Source organism: Pseudomonas sp. FIP_A4, assembly GCF_036701605.1.
GTDB lineage: Bacteria > Pseudomonadota > Gammaproteobacteria > Pseudomonadales > Pseudomonadaceae > Stutzerimonas > Stutzerimonas phenolilytica.
Window position 1 is genome coordinate 563,862 of sequence record NZ_JAYDXP010000127.1, and the last position, 17,394, is coordinate 581,255.

At 69.5% G+C, this 17,394-nt stretch carries 10 protein-coding genes; 2 read left to right on the forward strand and 8 right to left on the reverse strand.

Annotated elements, in window-relative coordinates; translation table 11 throughout:
- Positions 1–88: 88 nt before the first annotated feature.
- The 3 genes from pstA to U8L64_RS17995 all read right to left on the reverse strand — a co-directional run bounded on the left by pstA (position 89) and on the right by U8L64_RS17995 (position 5,223).
- Positions 89–1,705, reverse strand: a complete 1,617-nt coding sequence (gene pstA / locus U8L64_RS17985) for a phosphate ABC transporter permease PstA (protein ID WP_175415108.1) — start codon at positions 1,703–1,705, stop codon at positions 89–91.
- Between the two features lie 108 nt (positions 1,706–1,813).
- The gene (locus U8L64_RS17990; protein WP_156715667.1) at positions 1,814–4,090 is read right to left on the reverse strand and encodes an ABC transporter permease subunit; all 2,277 of its coding nucleotides are present in this window, start codon (positions 4,088–4,090) and stop codon (positions 1,814–1,816) included.
- Positions 4,091–4,257: 167 nt separating this feature from the next.
- Positions 4,258–5,223, reverse strand: coding sequence for a PstS family phosphate ABC transporter substrate-binding protein (locus U8L64_RS17995; protein WP_008569376.1), 966 nt, complete (start codon positions 5,221–5,223; stop codon positions 4,258–4,260).
- A 220-nt stretch (positions 5,224–5,443) separates the two neighbouring features.
- Between U8L64_RS17995 and U8L64_RS18000 the strand changes: the two genes are divergently transcribed.
- Positions 5,444–5,845 carry an acyl-CoA thioesterase gene (locus U8L64_RS18000; RefSeq protein ID WP_043295300.1) on the forward strand — a complete coding sequence of 134 codons (402 nt, stop codon included), beginning with the start codon at positions 5,444–5,446 and terminating at the stop codon, positions 5,843–5,845.
- Positions 5,846–5,852: 7 nt separating this feature from the next.
- Here the strand turns inward: U8L64_RS18000 and U8L64_RS18005 are convergent, their stop codons facing one another.
- Positions 5,853–7,052 (reverse strand): GGDEF domain-containing protein, encoded by a 1,200-nt coding sequence (locus U8L64_RS18005; protein ID WP_077682262.1) that lies wholly within the window; start codon positions 7,050–7,052, stop codon positions 5,853–5,855.
- A 146-nt stretch (positions 7,053–7,198) separates the two neighbouring features.
- Here U8L64_RS18005 and U8L64_RS18010 point away from each other — a divergent pair, with 146 nt between their 5' ends.
- Entirely contained in the window at positions 7,199–8,137 is a 939-nt protein-coding gene (locus U8L64_RS18010) for an AEC family transporter (protein ID WP_193749388.1), read from the forward strand.
- On the opposite strand, the gene U8L64_RS18015 is transcribed toward U8L64_RS18010, so the two are convergent.
- From U8L64_RS18015 to recC, 4 genes are all read right to left on the reverse strand, one after another.
- Complete coding sequence (locus tag U8L64_RS18015; protein WP_077682263.1) at positions 8,138–8,581, reverse strand: hypothetical protein; 444 nt, start codon at positions 8,579–8,581, stop codon at positions 8,138–8,140. It abuts the gene before it with no gap.
- A gap of 139 nt (positions 8,582–8,720) precedes the next feature.
- On the reverse strand, positions 8,721–10,568 hold the full coding sequence (gene recD / locus U8L64_RS18020) for an exodeoxyribonuclease V subunit alpha (RefSeq protein ID WP_333398420.1): 1,848 nt from the start codon (positions 10,566–10,568) through the stop codon (positions 8,721–8,723).
- Positions 10,568–14,116 (reverse strand): exodeoxyribonuclease V subunit beta, encoded by a 3,549-nt coding sequence (gene recB / locus U8L64_RS18025; protein ID WP_333398421.1) that lies wholly within the window; start codon positions 14,114–14,116, stop codon positions 10,568–10,570. The genes recD and recB overlap by 1 nt, the downstream gene beginning before the upstream one ends.
- Positions 14,113–17,367 (reverse strand): exodeoxyribonuclease V subunit gamma, encoded by a 3,255-nt coding sequence (gene recC, locus U8L64_RS18030; protein WP_333398422.1) that lies wholly within the window; start codon positions 17,365–17,367, stop codon positions 14,113–14,115. Before recC ends, recB begins: the two co-directional genes overlap by 4 nt.
- Between the last annotated feature and the right edge of the window lie 27 nt (positions 17,368–17,394).

Sequence of the window (17,394 nt, forward strand, 5' to 3'; positions counted from 1 at the left end):
GTTCGCAGCTGCAAGCTGCAAGCTACCGCCGCACGCCTCGGCCGCGGCCCCGTTCCTCCGGAGGCTGGCCTGAAGCGTGCCGCTTCAATTAATGGTCGAGCGCCTTGTACTTCTCGCGCAGGTGGTTGCGGATGACGACCGCACTGAAGTTCAGCACTGCGATGACCAGCACCAGCAGGAACGCGGTGGCGTACACCAGCGGCCGCGCGGCCTCGACGTTGGGGCTCTGGAAGCCGACATCGTAGATGTGGAAGCCCAGGTGCATGATCTTCTGATCCAGGTGCAGATAGGGGTAGTTGCCGTTGAGCGGCAGGTTCGGCGCCAGCTTGACCACGCCGACCAGCATCAGCGGCGCCACTTCACCGGCGGCCCGCGCCACGGCGAGGATCAGGCCAGTCATCATCGCCGGGCTGGCCATCGGCAGCACCACGCGCCACAGCGTCTCGGACTTGGTCGCACCGAGCGCCAGCGAGCCTTCGCGGATCATCCGCGGGATGCGCGCCAAGCCCTCCTCGGTGGCGACGATCACCACCGGCAGGGTGAGGATCGCCAGCGTCAGCGAGGCCCACATCAGCCCCGGCGTGCCGAACACCGGCGCCGGTGCGGCTTCGGGGTAGAAGATGCGGTCCAGTGAGCCACCCAGCACGTAGACGAAGAAGCCCAGGCCGAACACGCCGTAGACGATCGACGGTACGCCGGCGAGGTTGTTCACCGCGATGCGGATCACGCGGGTCAGCACGCCCTGCTTGGCGTATTCGCGCAGGTAGACGGCCGCGATCACGCCGAACGGGGTGACGATCACCGCCATGATCAGGGTCATCAGCACGGTACCGAAGATCGCCGGGAAGATGCCGCCTTCGGTGTTCGCCTCGCGCGGCTCGTCGCTGACGAACTCCCACAGCTTGGCCGCATAGAAGCCCAGCTTGTCGGTGGTGGACATGGCGTTCGGCCGGTAGGCGCGCACCACCTTGCCCATGCTGATCTGCTGCTCGCGGCCGTCGACGGTGCGCACGGTGATACTGTCGCGGTTGAACTGCTGCTGCAGCGCGATCAGCTCCTGCTCCAGCACGCGGTACTCGGCGTCCCATTCGGCGCGCTCGGCGTCCAGCTCGGCCTGTGCCGCGGCATCCAGACGACCGTCCAGCTCCAGCTTGCGGGTTTTCAGGCGCAGGCGCTCGAGGCCGTGGTTGATCCGGCCGATCTCGACCTTCTCCACCTGACTGATCTGCCCGTGCAACTGCTCGACCCGTTCGAGGCGGTGCTGCAGCTCGGCCCAGGCGGCGTCGCCCTCGGCCACCAGCTGCCCGGCCTCCTTGACGTTGAGCAGCTCGCCGTAGAAGTTGCCCCACTCGCGGCGCTCCAGCACCACCATGTGGTGCGGCGTGCGCGGGTTGCTTAGCCATTCGCCGACCACCCAGGAGAAATCCGCACCGTAGACTTCACGGTTGCCGACCTTGAGCAGTTCGCGGGTCATGAACTCGCCACCCTCGACATTGACCGGCAGGCCGCTGGCCGCCAGCCGCGCGCGCGGCACTTCCTCGGCTTGCACCACCTCGCCGGCTAGCACGCGCGGTGCCTCGCCGGGAACCTGGTAGTCGGCGACCATCACATCGGCCGGCCAGAAATGCGCCAGGCCGCGCACGCCAATCACGGCCAGCAGGCCCAGGGTCATGATCACCGCGATGGCCACCGCACCGGCGTTCATCCAGATCCACGGAGTGCCACTCTTGACCCAGGTGTTCAACGAATCCTTTTTCACGGATCGATACCTTTTCGAAAATCTCGGCGCAGCCGCCCGCGGGCGGCGCGTGCATTACAGGCTGGCGTACTTGCCGCGCAGGCGCTGACGGATCAGCTCGGCCAGGGTGTTCATCACGAAGGTGAACATCAGCAGCACCAGCGCGGCGAGGAACAGCACGCGGTAGTGGGTGCCACCGACCTCGGATTCGGGCATTTCCACCGCGACGTTGGCCGCCAGGGTGCGCATACCCTCGAAGATGTTGGCCTCCATGATCGGCGTGTTGCCGGTGGCCATCAGCACGATCATGGTTTCGCCCACGGCGCGGCCCATGCCGATCATCAGCGCCGAGAAGATGCCCGGGCTGGCGGTCAGCAGCACGACGCGGGTCAGCGTCTGCCAGGGCGTGGCGCCGAGCGCCAGCGAACCCAGGGTCAGGCTCTTCGGCACGCTGAACACCGCGTCCTCGGCGATCGAATAGATCGTCGGGATCACCGCGAAACCCATCGCCAGGCCGACCACCAGGGCGTTGCGCTGGTCGAACGGAATGCCGAGGTCATTGGACAGCCACAGGCGCATGTCGCCGCCGAACAGCCAGTTTTCCAGATGCCCGCTGATCGCCAGCGAGCCGACACCCACCAGCAGCACCACCGGAATCAGCAGCAGCGCTTCCCAGCCTTCCGGCACGCCCAGGCGCACGCGCTCGGGCAGGCGGCTCCAGCTCCAGGCAGCGAACAGGATGCCCAGCGGCATCAGCAGTAGCAGGCTGAAGATGCCCGGCAGGTGGTTCTCCAGGAACGGCGCGAGGAACAGGCCGGCGAAGAAACCGAGGATCACCGTCGGCAGCGCCTCCATCAGCTCGATCACCGGCTTGACCTTGCGGCGCAGCGCCGGGGCCATGAAGTAGGCGGTGTAGAACGCCGCGCAGATCGCCAGCGGCGCCGCCAGCAGCATCGCGTAGAAGGCCGCCTTGAGCGTGCCGAAGGCCAGCGGCGCGAGGCTCAGCTTGGGCTCGAAATCGGTGTTGGCGGAGGTGGACTGCCAGACGTAGTCGGGCTCGGCGTAGCTTTCATACCAGACCTTGCCCCACAGCGAACTCCAGGAAATCTCCGGATGCGGGTTGTCGACCACGAAGCGCTGCAGGCCCTGCGGCGACTCCACCAGCAGGCGCGTGGCGCGCGGCGACAGCGCGGCCAGCGCGGCGCCGTCGGCCACCTGCTCCTTGAGCAGCGTGCGGTGCGCGGTGCTGTGGAAGATGCCCAGCGTGCCGGCGCGGTCGAGCGCGAGAAAGCCCTTGCGGCGCTCTTCCGGGAGGATCTGGCTGACCGGGCTGTCGGCCAGCGTGAAGTTGCGCACGTTGCGCAGCTCAGCCGAGCCGTCGGCGCCGCGCACCATGAACCACTGGCCGATGCCGCCTTTCGAGTCGCCGATCATCAGCGAGATACCGCCGAGCAGCGGGCTGACGGCGGTGATCTCGGCACCGTCGGCAACCAGCTTGTAGCGGCCGTTGAGCTGCTTGCGGCGCAGGTCGAAGACGTCGGCGCTGGCCTTGCCGCTGACCGCGTACAGCCACATGTGGCGCGGATCGATCTGCAGCGCGCGGATCGGCTCGGCGAGCTGCGGCAGGTCCAGGCGCTGCTGTTCCAGGGTGACCTCGCCGGTCAGCAGATTCTCGCTGCTGGCGATGCGCTGGGCATGCAGCGCGGTGCCGGTGGCACCGGCGACCAGCAGGGTCTTGCCGTTGAGGCTGACGGCCGCCTGCTCGATCGCGCGTCCCTCGGCGTCGAGCTGCAGCGGCTGCTCGCCGAATGGATAGACGATTCGCGGCGTGATGGTCTTTTGGTTGTTCGGGTAGGTGATCTGGTACTCGTGCTCGATGACCAGCGCCTGACCGTTGCTCAGGCCGAGCACCAGGCGGCGGGTGCCGGGGGTGTCCTGACCGACCGAGACGATGCGGCTGTCAGCCGGCAGCGCCAGCGCGATGTTCGCGAGCGGCGCGCCGTCGGCCAGCGCGAAGAAACGCACCTGGCCCTCGGCGTTCAGGCGCATCGCCACCTGGTTCTGCTCTTCGATCGCTAGCAGCAGTGCCTGGCTGTCCTCGGCCAGCCAGGCCGGGCGCTGGACTTCCCGTGCTTCGAGTTCAGCGCCCTGGAACATGGGCAGCACGACCTGCCCCAGGTAGAAGAAGATCAGGGTGATCGCGCCCAGCACCGCCAGGCCACCGATGGTGACGTACCAGCGCGCCAGGTGATCTTTCAGCGCGCGAATGCGGCGTTTACGCTGCAGGGCCGGCGTATTGAAATCCAGCCGTTGCACATCGGAGTTCGCGGTCATGGGCTCTATGTCGTTCATGCCAAGGTTCCTGGGCCGGGCGGCCCCGTCAGGGCGACTAATCTAATCAAGCCGTGTGACAGAAAAATTACAACCGGGTGACACGACGAAACCCGCCAGCGCGAAGTGCGTGGCGGGCATCGTGACGCAGGACCGGCGGGGTTGCCGCCGATCCTCCGTGCGGGTCGTTAGAGACCCAGGTCTTGCATGGTCTTGTCGACCACTTTCTTCGGCAGCGGGATGTAGCCGTCCTTGACCACAACCTCCTGGCCCTGCTTGGACAGCACCAGCTTGATGAACTCGGCATCGATCGGGCTCAGCGGCTTGTTCGGCGCCTTGTTCACGTAGACGTAGAAGAAGCGCGCCAGCGGGAACTTGCCGGCCAGGGCGTTTTCTTCGTTGGCCTCGAAGGCTTCGCCACCCTTGGACAGCGGCACGGCGCGCACGCTGGAGGTCTTGTAGCCGATGCCCGAGTAACCGATGGCGTTCAGGGTGCTGGAGATCGACTGCACCACCGAGGCCGAACCCGGCTGCTCGTTGACGTTGGATTTGAAGTCGCCCTTACACAGCGCTTCTTCCTTGAAGTAGCCGTAGGTGCCGGATACCGAGTTACGACCGAACAACTGGATCGGCTTGGCCGCCCACTCGCCGGTCAGGCCCAGGTCGCCCCAGGTCTTGATGTCCTGAGCGCCACCGCACAGGCGGGTGCTGGAGAAGATCGCGTCGACCTGTTCCATGTCCAGGCTCTTGATCGGGTTGTCCTTGTGCACGAACACGGCCAGGGCGTCGATCGCTACCGGCACGGCGGTCGGCTTGTAGCCGTACTTCTGCTCGAAGGCCTGGATCTCGTTGTCCTTCATCGGGCGGCTCATCGGCCCCATGTTGGCGGTGCCTTCGGTCAGCGCGGGCGGCGCGGTGGAGGAACCGGCGGCCTGGATCTGGATGTTGACGTTCGGGTAGCTGCGCTTGAACTCTTCGGCCCACAGGGTCATCAGGTTGGCCAGAGAATCGGAGCCGACGCTGGAGAGGTTGCCGGAAACACCGGAAGTCTTCTCGTAGCTCGGCAGAGCCGGATCGACTGCCGCAACCGCGCTCGCGGCACCCACACCAGCGGCCACGAAGGTCAGCGCCGCCATCAAACGATTCAGTTTCATACCTTGCTCCTAGCAGAGGTGTGTTCGAGTGTGTTGGAACGGGGGCCAGTATCTGCAGGCCGTATGAACACTCTATGAAGCGAGTGTGACAATCTTGTTACCGTCGGCAATCTTGACCGAGGGCGGTCGCTGCACCGTCTGAGTGCCGTTATACTGCGCGCTTCCCGCCCTAGCGCGGGGTTTTCGCGCCAGAACAACAATCGCGCCGCGAGTCCGACCGATGAAAGAATACGAACAGGAAGATCCGATTCCCCAGGGCGACCTGGCCCTGCAGCTGACCGCCCTGCCGCGCGAAACCAACGGCTTCGGCGATATATATGGTGGCTGGCTGGTCTCGCAGATGGATCTGGCCGGCACCGCGATGGCCAGCCGCGTGGCCGGCGGGCGAGTGGCGACGGTGTCCATCGACCGCATGGCCTTCATGGTGCCGGTGGCGGTTGGCGCGCAGCTGTCCTTCTACACCCAGACGCTGGAAGTCGGGCGCAGCTCGATCCGCATGCTGGTGGAAGTCTGGAGCGACGATCCGCAGTCCAGCGAATGGCGCAAGGTCACCGAGGCGGTGTTCGTCTTCGTCGCCATCGACGACAGCGGGCGCACGCGCCCGGTAACGCCGCGGCGCTGAGCGCCGTTCAACCAGCGGCCGACAACTCGTCCGGCCCGGCGAAGCGGTTCTTGCCCGCCTGCTTGGCGCGGTAGAGTGCCGCGTCCGCCGCCGAATACAGCTGCCCGGCGTTCTGCCCGGGCTGCAGCGTCGCGATACCGATACTCACCCCGACCCGCCCCTGCGCCGATGCCGGGTGTGCGATGGCCTGCCGGCGCAGCGCGGCCAGCACCTGACTGGCGATCTGCTGCGCGGCATCCTCGGTGCAGTCGTAAAGCAGCAGGGCGAATTCCTCGCCACCGACGCGCGCCGCCTGGTCCAGCGGGCGTCGCGCGAAGCTGGCGAGCAGCCGGGCGAATTCACCGATCAGTGCATCGCCGGCAGGATGACCGAGGCGATCGTTGTAGGCCTTGAAATCATCCAGGTCGAGCAGCAACAGGCTCACCGGCACATCGTCGCGCCGCGCCTGCGCCAATCGCTGCCGCAACGCCTCGTCATGGCTGCGCCGGTTGGGCAGCTCGCTCAGCGCATCGTGCGCGGCGACCCAGCCCAGCAGCTTGCGCATCAGGAACTGCTGACGCTGCGAGTATTCGTGCACGTAACGGCTGATCGCACCGATCACCAGCAGCAGCAGGTAGTAGCTGACGGCAATCCAGTGCTCGGGCAGGCGATCCGAAGGCAGGATCTGGCTGGCCATGAACACGTCGATCGCCACGATCGACAGCGCGCAGAGCAGCGAATGCCAGAACGTCATGCCGAGGAAGAAGAACGAACTGATGATCAGCAGGCCGGCGCCATAGCGAAACGCATAGGGCTGCGCCGCCAGTTCGTACTGGATGTCGATGATCGCGGCGACCACGCCGATCAGCACCAGCAGCATCGGGAACAACTGGTTGGCGCGCGCCTGGTAGGTCTTGCTGAAAAAGCTCAGCAGCAGCACCAGCACCCCCGGCGACAGCTCCACCAGGCGCAGCACCGTGAGCCGGCTCAACCACTGCGGATCGTCATGCGGAAACAGCACACGTTCGGCATACAGGTAGCCGCCGACGGCGATGATTAGCAGCAGCGCGGCGACGCGCTGCGCGCCGCGCGCCTGGCGATCGAGGAAGCGGCGGAACTCGGCTTCCAGCTCGGGCTTGAACAACAGCAGGCGAAAGCCCCGCAGCAACTGCCGCCCGTAGGGGGTGTCGCTGAATTCGGCCGCCGATGAATGCTCGGTGATGCGCATGAAACAAGCCTGCTGTGGTGGCGCAGAATGATATCACCACGCCATTACTGGGACGCAAACAACCGCCCTCCGACGAGTCTGACTGACGAACGGAGCCGGTTCCAGCGCGGCAGGACGGCTTGCGGCACGCGGCAAGAGCCGCCAAGATCGGCCTTCCTATCGCCCGAACGCACCCCGTGACCGCTCTTCTGCTCGCCCTCTGGCCCCTGTTTGCCCTGATCGTCGCCGGATATGTCCTGCGACTGCGCGGCTTCCCCGACGACGCCTTCTGGCCGGGCGCCGAGCGGTTGAACTACTTCGTCCTGTTTCCGGCGTTATTGTTCAACAGCCTGGCGACCGCGCCACTGGACAACCCGGCCTTGCCGCGTCTGGGCGCAGCGGTGCTGCTCGCCCTCGGGTTAGCCTGGGGCGTCCTGCTGCTCGGCCGGCGTTTGCGCGGCTGGCCGGCGGCGCGCTTCGGTGCGCTCGCGCAGGGTGCGCTGCGCTTCAACACCTATCTGGGTCTGGCGGCCGTCGGTAGCCTGTTCGGCAAGGACGGCCTGGCGCTGGCGGCGCTGATGCTGGCGCTGATGGTGCCGACGGTAAATGTCATGTCGGTCTGGGCGCTGACCGCCGAACGCGGTATCAGCGCGCGCAGCCTGCTGCTGCCGATCGCACGCAACCCGCTAATTCTCGCCTGCCTGGCCGGTGCGCTGGTCAACCTGGCCGGTTTCGGCCTGCCCGGCGGCAGCGACCGCCTGCTCGGCCTGCTGGCCGCCGCCAGCCTGCCGCTGGGGCTGCTGTGCGTAGGCGCGGCGCTGAAGCCCAAGGAACTGGGCGGGGAAATTCCGACGCTGGGCTGGAGCAGCGCCGTGCGCCTGCTGGCGGTGCCGTTGCTGGCGTATGGCGTTGCCGCCCTGTTCGCGCTGCCGGCGATGGAAACCACCATCCTCGTACTGTTCTTCGCCCTGCCGACCGCACCGACCGCCTACGTGCTGACTCGCCAGCTCGGCGGCGACAGTCACCTGATGGCCGGCATCATCACCCTGCAGACGCTGCTCGCCGCCGCCAGCCTGCCGCTGGTGCTGACCCTGCTGGAAGGCTGATCAGCGCACCACCTGCCGGCGCAGCAGACGCAGCAGCGCCAGTGCCAGGCCGATGCCCAGCGCGCAGAGCGCCAGCAGCGGCCCGAGATAGCCGAGTGCGTCCTGCAACCAGCCGAGCAGCTGGTGCAGCCAGGCGGTACGTCGCGACGTCGCCACTGCCACATAGCCACCCTGCTCCCAGATCCGATAGGCCGCATGCAGCGGAACCAGCGCCAGCGGCAGCAGGATCAGGCACAGCCAGTAGCCGCTGCGCCGATGCGGTCCCAGCAGCCCCCACGGCAGGTAGGCGGCGCGAATCAGCCCGCCGAAACAGAAGCTGTAGTAGCCGACCATGCCGAGGAACAGCAGATTGACCACACTCGCCTGCTGCCACACGGCGAACAGCGCCAGGCCGCCCAGCCCGAGGCTGACGGCTGCCCAGAGGAGATAAAAAAGCTTTTCCATACGTCCGATTCCGCGTGCGCTGACGAACACGCATCGGAGCAGAAACCCACCCGCGATATCGGCAACCGCTTCACGAAACCGTCGACGCACTGCCGAGAAAGCCGCCACAGCCCGCAAGTTGCCGACTTTTGGCTGACGATCAGAACAGACTGAGCTGATCCTGCGCGCCGCTCGCGGCCTCCGTCGGCATCACCGCCGTGAGCGGGTCGACCGCCAGCCGTTCGGCCAGCCCGGCCGCGCGTTCGGCGCGGGTGTTCACAGCCTCGGTCAGCCGCGCCGGCAACGCCCAGATTTCCACCTTGCGCTTGGCGCGGGTGATGCCGGTGTAGAACAGCGCGCGGGTCAGCAACGGGCTGGGTTGCTCGGGCAATGCCAGCAGCACTTCGCCGAACTCCGAGCCCTGGCTCTTGTGCACCGTCATGACGAAGGCGCTGTCGTGGCTCGGCAGGCGCGCCGGGGCGAACGCGCGATGGCCGTCGTCGCCCTCGAAGAACACCCGCCAGCCGAGGTCGGTCCACAGGCACAGGCCGATATCGCCGTTGAACAGGCCGAGCGCGTAGTCGTTCTGCCGCACCATCACCGCGCGGCCGGCATACCAGCGCTCACGCACCGGCACACCGGCACGGCGCCGCAGCCGTGCCTCCAGCGCCTCGTTGAGGCCGTTGACGCCGAAGACGCCTTCGCGCTGCGCGGTGAGTGCGCGGAAATCGTTGAACGCCGCGAACGCCTGTGCCGGATCGCCCTGCTGCGCGGCCTGCAAGTAGGGCCGATAACTCGCCTCCAGGCGCTCGACCAGCGCCGGCGCGGCGGGAGCCGCGTTCCAGCGCAGATCGGCCCGCGCCTCGTCCAGCAACGCCAGCGTGCCGCGCGCGTCGCCGCCGTTGATCCGCCGCGCCAGCTCGCCAATACCGCTGCCACCGGCGAAGCGATGACTGTGCGTCAGCAGCACCACCGCATCGCCGAGGCGCGAGTGCGGTGTCTCGACCGCCACGGCCTGACCGGTGATGCGCTCGAGATCGGCCGCCGCCTCGGCATCGAAGCCTCGCCCTTCGCAGAGTTCGGCGAACACCGCGCCGGCTTCCACGGCGGCGAGTTGGTCCTTGTCACCGAGCAGGATCAGCCGCGCCTTGGGCGGCAGCGCGGCGACCAGCTTGGCCATCAGCGCCAGGTCGACCATCGACGCCTCGTCCACCACCAGCACGTCGAGCGGCAGCGGATTGGCCGCGTCGTGGCGCACCCGCGGGCTGTCGCCGCGGCTGCCGAGCAGGCGGTGCAGGGTGCGCGCCTCGTCCGGCAGCGCCGCCTTGACCGCGTCGCTGACCGGCAGCTCGGCCTTGGCGTGGCGGATCGCCTCGGCCATGCGCGCCGCCGCCTTGCCGGTGGGCGCGGCCAGGCCGATGGCCAGCCGCTCGCCGCCGGGCTGTTCCAGCAGTGCCGCGAGCAGGCGCACCACGGTGGTGGTCTTGCCGGTGCCGGGGCCGCCGGAGATCACCGCCACCCGCCGGCGTACCGCCTGCGCCGCGGCCAGCCGTTGCCAGTCCGGGCGCTGCTGATTGAAGGCGAACAGCCGCGCCAGACTCTCGCCGAGCTGCGCTTCATCCACCGGCGGCCGATCGCCGGCACGCGCCAGCAACCGTTCGGCCAGCTGCCGCTCGTAGGCCTGGTAGCGGGCGAGGTAGAGCCGTTCGCCGTCGAGGATCAGCGGCGCGTAGGCGCCGGGCGCACCGACCAGCGACGAAGCGCGCAGGCGGGCACACCACTCGGCCAGTGGCGGCAGGCTGATGTCGTGCTCCGGCCACGGCCTGCGGCCGGCCAGGCGCGCCAGCGGCAGGCAGACATCGCCCTTGCCCAGTGCCTCGCAGCACAGCGCGGCGGCCAGCAGGACCGGCGCCGGCGCCGTCGGCTCGAGGCGCTGCAGGCTGGCAATGAACGCGCGTTCCAGCGCACCCAGCGGCAGTTGCGCCAGCGTTGCGGCGGTGTCGGCCATCAGTGTCCCTCCTCGAACAGCCGGTCCAGCGCATCGAGCAACGCATCGTCGGGACGGGCGAAATACACCCCGGCCGCGGGCATGCCGCGCAGGAACAGGTAGAAAGCGCCGCCCAGCTGCTCGTCGCGGAAATCCGCCAGGCGCTGGCGCAGGAAGCGCCGCAGCGCCACCAGGTAGATCAGGTATTGCAGGTAGTAGTGTTCGCCGGCGAGCGCCTGCAACAGCCGCTCGCCGCCGTAGTAGCTGGCGTCCGGGCCGAGCCAGTTGGACTTGTAGTCGGCGATGTACCAGCGCCCGTCATGCTCGAAAGTGAGGTCGATGAAGCCCTTGAGAAAGCCGCGCAGGGTGTCGAACTCCAGCCGCGCCGCCGCCTCGCGCAGCGGTGCCGGCAGGCCGCTGGCCGGATCGGCGAGCAGCGCGCGCAGGCGCGTGACGTCGAGCTGGCGCACCGGGAAGGTGAAACCCAGCTCCGGCAGGCGCCGTGCAGTGTGCAGGCTGGCCAGCGTCAGCCCGGCGCCGTCGAGATCGGTCGTCAGCACCTGCTCCAGCTGGGCGATCGCAATGTCGCGCCATTCCAGCGCCAGACCGAAGGCCTGCAGCGCCGGCTCGACCCGCTCGGCCAATGCGCCGCGGCCACGCGCCCAGTCTTCGAGGATCGCGTGCAGGCAGGTACCGGCGCGCGCGCCACGCGGGAAGGCGAAGAAACCACTGCCCGGCTCGGCCGCATCCGGCATGGCCAGCGCGTCGCGGTCCGGCGCTTCCATGTGCAGGCCGGCGGCCAGTCCGGAGAAGCTGCCGATACGCCAGGCGCTGTGCAGGCTGCGCTCGAGCCGCGCCAGCTGTCGCGGCGCGACGGCGCGCAGGCTGTTGGCGGTGCTCGCCTCATGGGTTTCCAGGGGCAGGCAGGCGGTGCTGCCGGCGCTCGCCTGCGCCAGCCGTTCGACCTCGCTGCGCAGGCCGACGCCGTCCAGCGCAGCCAGATGGCCGCCGAGTTCACCGAGCGCATCCGCACCGCCCAGCTCGCGGCCGTGTAGCAGCCAAGCCAGGGCACTGCTGTGCAGGCCTTCCTCGGGCAGCTCGCCGTCCTTCTTCGCCTTGGGCAGCGCCACCGGCCCCCAGTGCAGCCACAGCCGATCCCGCGCGCGGGTCAACGCCACGTAGGCCAGGCGCAGCTGCTCGGCGAAGGTCTCGCGGCGCGCGCGCTGCAGATTGTCCGGCAGCTCGGCGCTGCCCAGGTCCAGCAGCGGCCGGCCGTGTTCGTCGTGGCAGCGCGCGCTGTCGAGATTCTTGCCCAGCAGCTTGCCGTCCCAGAGGAACGGGCAGAACACCAGTGGGTACTCCAGGCCCTTGCTGGTGTGGATGGTGACGATCTGCACCCGTTCGGCATCGCTTTCCAGGCGCAGCAGCGCCTCGTCGCCGGCGCCTTCGCCGCCACGCTGGGCGTTGAACCACGCCAGCAGCGGTTCCAGCCCCGGCCGCAGCAGGCTCTCGGCCTGCAGCAGCTCACCCAGGTGCAGCAGGTTGGTCAGCCGGCGCTCGCCGTCGAGGCGCGCCAGCAGCCGCTCGGCCACCGCCTGCTCGTCGAGCCAGGCGCGGAACACACGCATGAAGCCCTGCTGCTGCCAGAGCTGGTGGTAGCGCTCGGCCGCCTCACGCTCGCTGTCCCATTGCTGCTGATCGTTCTGGCAGCGCGCCAGATCGGCGGCGCTCCGCCCCAGCAGGCGCGTGGCCAGGGCGTGGCGCAGCAGGCCTTCGCGGCCCGGCTCGGCGTAGGCGGCCAGCACCGCGGCCAGCTCGGCGGCCTCCTCGCTGGCCCAGACGCTGTCGCGCCCGCGGCGCACGCTGGGTACGCCGCGGGCCGCCAGCTGCTCGGCGATCAGCGCGGCCTGCCGGTGGTTGGCCACCAGCACGGCGATGTCGCCGCCCTTGAGCGGGCTGAACTGGCCGTCCTGCTCGAAGCCGGCGCGGCCCTCGGCAGCGGCGGCCAGTTGCCGCGCGATGCGCCGGGCACAGTCGCGGGCGGCGAGTTCGGCCGCCTCCGCCTTGCTCAGCGCATCGTCGCCGAGCCAGACCAGCGCCAGCGGCGCGCCGGCTTCATCTTCGTGCAGACGCAGGGTGGCGCGTGACTTGTCGGCAGCGGTGACCGGTGGATAGTCCAGCCCGTCCTCGGAGAACGGCCGCGGGCGCGCGAACAGGCGATTCAGCGCATCAATCAGTTGCGGCGTCGAACGGTGGTTGACCGGCAGGTCATAGGCCGGCCGGTCGATCTGCTGGCGGGCCTGCAGGTAGGTCGCCAGATCGGCGCCGCGAAAGGCGTAGATCGCCTGCTTGGGGTCGCCGACGAAGCACAGCGAGGCGCCGCTGCCGCGCGCGTAGATGCGATCGAAGATGGCGTACTGGATCGGATCGGTGTCCTGGAATTCGTCGATCAGCGCCAGCGGATACGTGCTGCGCAGCGCCGCAGCCAGGTCCTCGCCCACCGGCCCCTGCAGCGCCTGGTCGAGACGGTTGAGCAGGTCGTCGAAGGCCAGCAGGCGCTGCGCCGCCTTGCGCTCGGGAAGCTCGCGGTTGAGCCGTGCGAGCAGCGCCACCTGCAGCGCGACCAGCCGCTGGCGGCCGGCCGGCAGCGCCTCGGCGAGGTGGTCGGCGAGTTCATCCAGCGCCTGCGCCAACGCGCAGTCGGGGGCGTCGAAGCCCTTCTTGCAGGCCTTGGCCAGCGCCCGCGCGCCGAACTTGAGCAGGCCGTCCGGGGCGTCGTAGAGCGCCGCCGGATCGGCGAACCAGGCGTCCAGTTCGCTGCGCCAGAGCGGGAATTTCAGCGCCTTGTGGGTGCTCTGGCTCAGCCCGCGATGGGCGTCGAGTTCCTCCACCCAGGCGTTGCCGTTCTGCTGCCAGAGCGTCGCGGCGCGCTGCCAGGCGGCCTCGACGGCGCGGCTGTCAGCAGGCGCCGGCGGCTCGTGCGGCTCGACCCGCAGGTACGGCTTGCCCAGGTGCGCGCGCAGGCGCTGGCGCAGCCATTGCGGGGTGATCTTCTGCTTGGCCAGCAGGCGCGCCCAGGCCGGATCGGCGGCGGCCAGCTCGCCGCGCCAGGCATCGGCCAGCAGCGCGTCGATCAGTTCGCGGTCGTCGGCAGTGAGTTCGCTGTCGAAGTCGCCGCCGGCCTCGAACGCGGCATCCTGCAGCGCACGCTGGCAGAAGCCGTGGATGGTGAACACCGCAGCCTCGTCGAAGCCGTGCACGGCGAGCAGCAGGCGCCGGCGCGAGGCGTCGTCGGGGAAGCGCGCGTGCAGGCGGTTGAGGAAGTCGTCGTCGCTCGGCGTGCCGTCATAGACCGCCAGCAGCGTGGCCAGCCGCGCGCGGATGCGCTCGCGCAACTCGGCGGTGGCGGCGGTGGTGTAGGTGACCACCAGGATCTGCCCCACCGACAGCTGGCGCTCCAGCAGCAGGCGGGCGTAGAGCGCGGTGAGCGTCCAGGTCTTGCCGGTGCCGGCGCTGGCCTCGATCAGCGAGCGGCCGTCGAAGGGCGAATCGAGCAGGTCCAGGCTCATGCGTCTTGCTCCTCGTCCGGGGCCAGGGCATCCAGCGCCGGGCCGATCAGCTGCTCGGCCAGCGCCTCGAAACGCGCGTCCAGCGGATCGCGGTCGCGGAAGGCCAGCGCGTTCCAGGGGTCTTCGCACTCGCCGGCGATGGGGCTGAACTCGGCGCCCAGCCACGCCTCACGGGCACGCTTGCGCGCCGTCTCGATGGGCTCGCTGCCGCGTGCCGGGTTGCGATAGCCGCGGGCGAAGGCGTGGCTGCTACGCGCCAGCAGCGGCAGCGGCTCGCGGATGGCGCTGCGATAGGCGGCGAGCCAGGGTTCGAGCAGCGTGGCGGCGTTCGCCAGCGGGCCCAGCTGCCAGTCGCCGGCCGGCGAGAGCAGCAGGCTGTGGCGTTCGATACCCGGCGTGGCGGCCAGGTTGAGCAGCAGGTGGCGCAGCCAGAACGGCGCCAGGTCCCATTCGCCAAGGCGGCCGAGCTTCCAGCCGAACAGCCCACTCGGCGTCACGCCGTCCAGCCAGCCGTGGATGCGCACGCCGGCGAGGGTGATGTCGATCGCCAGCGGCTCGGGCACGGCCTGCGGGCGCTGCTCGAACAACCGCGGGGCGAAGGCGCGGACCGGCCCGCGCAGCCGCCCCCACAGCGCCTGGCCGAGTTCGCCGGGCGGCAGCCAGCCGGCGGCGCTGGCCAGGCGACGCTCGTCGCGGTCGCTCCAGCCGTGCTCGACGGCCTGCAACGACAGCTGACGCAGGCCATTCCAGGCGGGCAGTTCCAGCTCGAACGGCTCGTCGCTGGCCAGCGCTTGCTGGGCCTCGGCCAGGCGCAGGCCGAGGCGCTGCTCGAGCAGGAAGCGCGGCGGGTGACGAAAGCACTGCAACAGCTGCGACGGCTCGATGGTAAGCCAGGCGGCATCCGGCTCGTCGAGCAGGCTGGCAAACGGTGCTGCGTCCTGTGCGGGCGCCGCCAGTGCCTGGGCGGCGCGGAACCAGGCGGCGGCAAAGCCGGCATGCGCGCCGCCGGCAAAGTTGCCCGGGGCGAAGGGCTGCAGCGGATGGGCGATGGCGATCCGCGCGCTGGGCTTGCCGCCGTCGGCCAGCACCGCAGTGAGGTCGACTGCCTCCAGCACCTCGCTGAGCAGCACCGAAGGCGGCAGCTCGGCATTGTCGCGCGGGTCGCGGCCGACGTAGGACAGGTACAGCGCCTCACGTGCCGAGAGCAGGGTTTCCAGCAGCAGGTAGCGGTCGTCCAGGCGCCGTGCACGGTCACCGCGGCGCGGATGGCGGGCAATCAGGTCGAAGCCGGCCGGCGGATTGCGCCGCGGGAAGGCACCGTCGTCGAGACCGAGCAGGCAGACCAGGCGGAACGGCAGGCTGCGCATCGGCACCATGGTGCAGAAGGTCACCGCGCCGGTGAGAAAGCCCGCCGCCCCGCCGCCCTGCTGCAGCGCCGCGCTGAGCTGTTGATGTACCAGCTCCACCTCGATCGGCCGGGCCAGGTCCGCCGCCTGCGCCTGCTCGCGCAGCGCCGCGCAGGCCTGCGACAGCAGCAACAGGGTATCGCCGGCCTCGCGCTCATCGAACAGCTCGTCGAGCAGCAGCTGCAGATCGTCGGCCCATTGCGCCAGCGATCGCGGGCGGGCGAGCCGGTCGGCCAGCTCGCCGAGGCGCTCGACGAATGCCACCAGCCGCCCGAGCAGCTGGCCGCGCGCGCCTTCCAGGGCATCCAGCGGCCAGTGCTCGCCGAGCAGCGGCGCGGCGTCGCCGGCCAGTTGCGGCGGCGCGGCAAAACCCAGCAGCAGGCGATCCAGCCCCTGGCGCCAGGTGAACGCGGCCTCGTCGGGCAGGCCGAGCGCGGCGCGCTGGCCGGCATCGCGACCCCAACGCACGCCGGCGTCACGCAACCAGTCGCGCAGCAGCGGCAGGTCTTCATTGTCGATACCGGCGCGGCGGGCAATGGCCGGCTGCTCCAGCCAGGCGAGGACTTCCTCGGCGGTGAAGCGGCTCTGCGCCAGCAGCAGCAACTGCAGGAACGCCTCGATCAGCGGCACCTCGGCGCGCAGGCTGCGGTCGGCCAGGCTGTAGGGAATGCGCGGCACACCCTCGCGGGCGGCGAATACCGCCTCGATGAACGGCGCGTAACGCTCGATATCCGGCGTCAGCACCACCACCTGATCGGGGCTCAGCGCCGGGTCGGCGGCAAAGCGCGCCAGCAGCTGGTCATGGAGGATTTCCACCTCGCGCAGCGGTGAATGCGCAACGTGCACTTCCAGCGAACGGTCGTCGGCGGCCAGCGCCATGCGCTCCTCCGGCCGGCGCGTGCGCAGGCGCAGGATGTCGTGCTGCAGGGCGTGCAGCAGGCTGTCGTCACGCAGGTCCGCGTCCTCGGAGTACAGGCCGAATTCTGCGCCGTCGAGGGCGAACAGCGCATCGAAGAAGTCGCGGCCCTGCTTGCCGAGGCTGGCCAGCAGCGGGTGGCCGACGTCCAGATACCAGTCTTCGGCGCCGCTGTCGGGCTGGCGCGCCAGCTCGCGGATATCGCGGATTTCGCCCCAGGCCTCGCGGCTCGGGTTGAGCGCGCAGACCACCACGTCGATGTGCCGCGCCAGGCCGTCGAGCACGCGCAGGTGATGCGGCGGCAGGCTGCTGATGCCGAACACCAGCAACCGCTCGGGCAGTCCCGCCAGCGGCTCGTCGCGGTACAGCCGCTGCAGCAGGTCGCCGAGCAGACGTGCGCGGTGCGGGTGGCCGTTCTTGGTCAGTTCGCGCCAGAGCAGCGCCTGCCAGCTTTCATCGGCGCCGAGGTCGAGGGTTTCGCCGCGTTCCCAGGCGGCCAGCCAGTCGTCGCGGTAGAGCAGGTACTGGTCGAAGGTATCGGCGATCTTCGCCGCCAGGCTCAGCCGCCGGCGCTCGTCGCCACCCTCCAGGTACTGCGCCAGGCGGGGCGCCAACTGCAGATTGGCCGGCTCGCACAGCCAGCCGTACAGCCGCCAGGTCAGCGTCGACGGGGCGAACGCCGACTGCTCCGGCAAGCTGCCGAGCACCGTGCGGCTGAGGTCCCAGACGAAGGCGGCCGGTAGCTGCAGGTCGAGCTGCATGGCAATGCCCTGCTTGCGCGCCAGCTCCAGGGTCAGCCAGCGGCCCATGCCCTGGCTCGGCACCACGATCCGCGCTGGGGCGAACGGGTCGGCCAGCGGCTGGGCGAGCAGCGTGGTGGCCAGTTCGCCGAGGGTTTCCAGATCGGGGGCGTGGTAGAGGTTGAGCATGCGCGCACCACAGCAAGGTCGAGCGGG

Excerpts from the sequence above, each read along its gene's own strand:
- pstA (WP_175415108.1), bottom strand. The coding sequence starts at position 1,705 with ATGAACGCCGGTGCGGTGGCCATCGCGGTGATCATGACCCTGGGCCTG.
- U8L64_RS17990 (WP_156715667.1), bottom strand. The coding sequence starts at position 4,090 with ATGAACGACATAGAGCCCATGACCGCGAACTCCGATGTGCAACGGCTG.
- U8L64_RS17995 (WP_008569376.1), bottom strand. The coding sequence starts at position 5,223 with ATGAAACTGAATCGTTTGATGGCGGCGCTGACCTTCGTGGCCGCTGGT.
- U8L64_RS18000 (WP_043295300.1), top strand. The coding sequence starts at position 5,444 with ATGAAAGAATACGAACAGGAAGATCCGATTCCCCAGGGCGACCTGGCC.
- U8L64_RS18005 (WP_077682262.1), bottom strand. The coding sequence starts at position 7,052 with ATGCGCATCACCGAGCATTCATCGGCGGCCGAATTCAGCGACACCCCC.
- U8L64_RS18015 (WP_077682263.1), bottom strand. The coding sequence starts at position 8,581 with ATGGAAAAGCTTTTTTATCTCCTCTGGGCAGCCGTCAGCCTCGGGCTG.
- recD (WP_333398420.1), bottom strand. The coding sequence starts at position 10,568 with ATGGCCGACACCGCCGCAACGCTGGCGCAACTGCCGCTGGGTGCGCTG.
- recB (WP_333398421.1), bottom strand. The coding sequence starts at position 14,116 with ATGAGCCTGGACCTGCTCGATTCGCCCTTCGACGGCCGCTCGCTGATC.
- recC (WP_333398422.1), bottom strand. The coding sequence starts at position 17,367 with ATGCTCAACCTCTACCACGCCCCCGATCTGGAAACCCTCGGCGAACTG.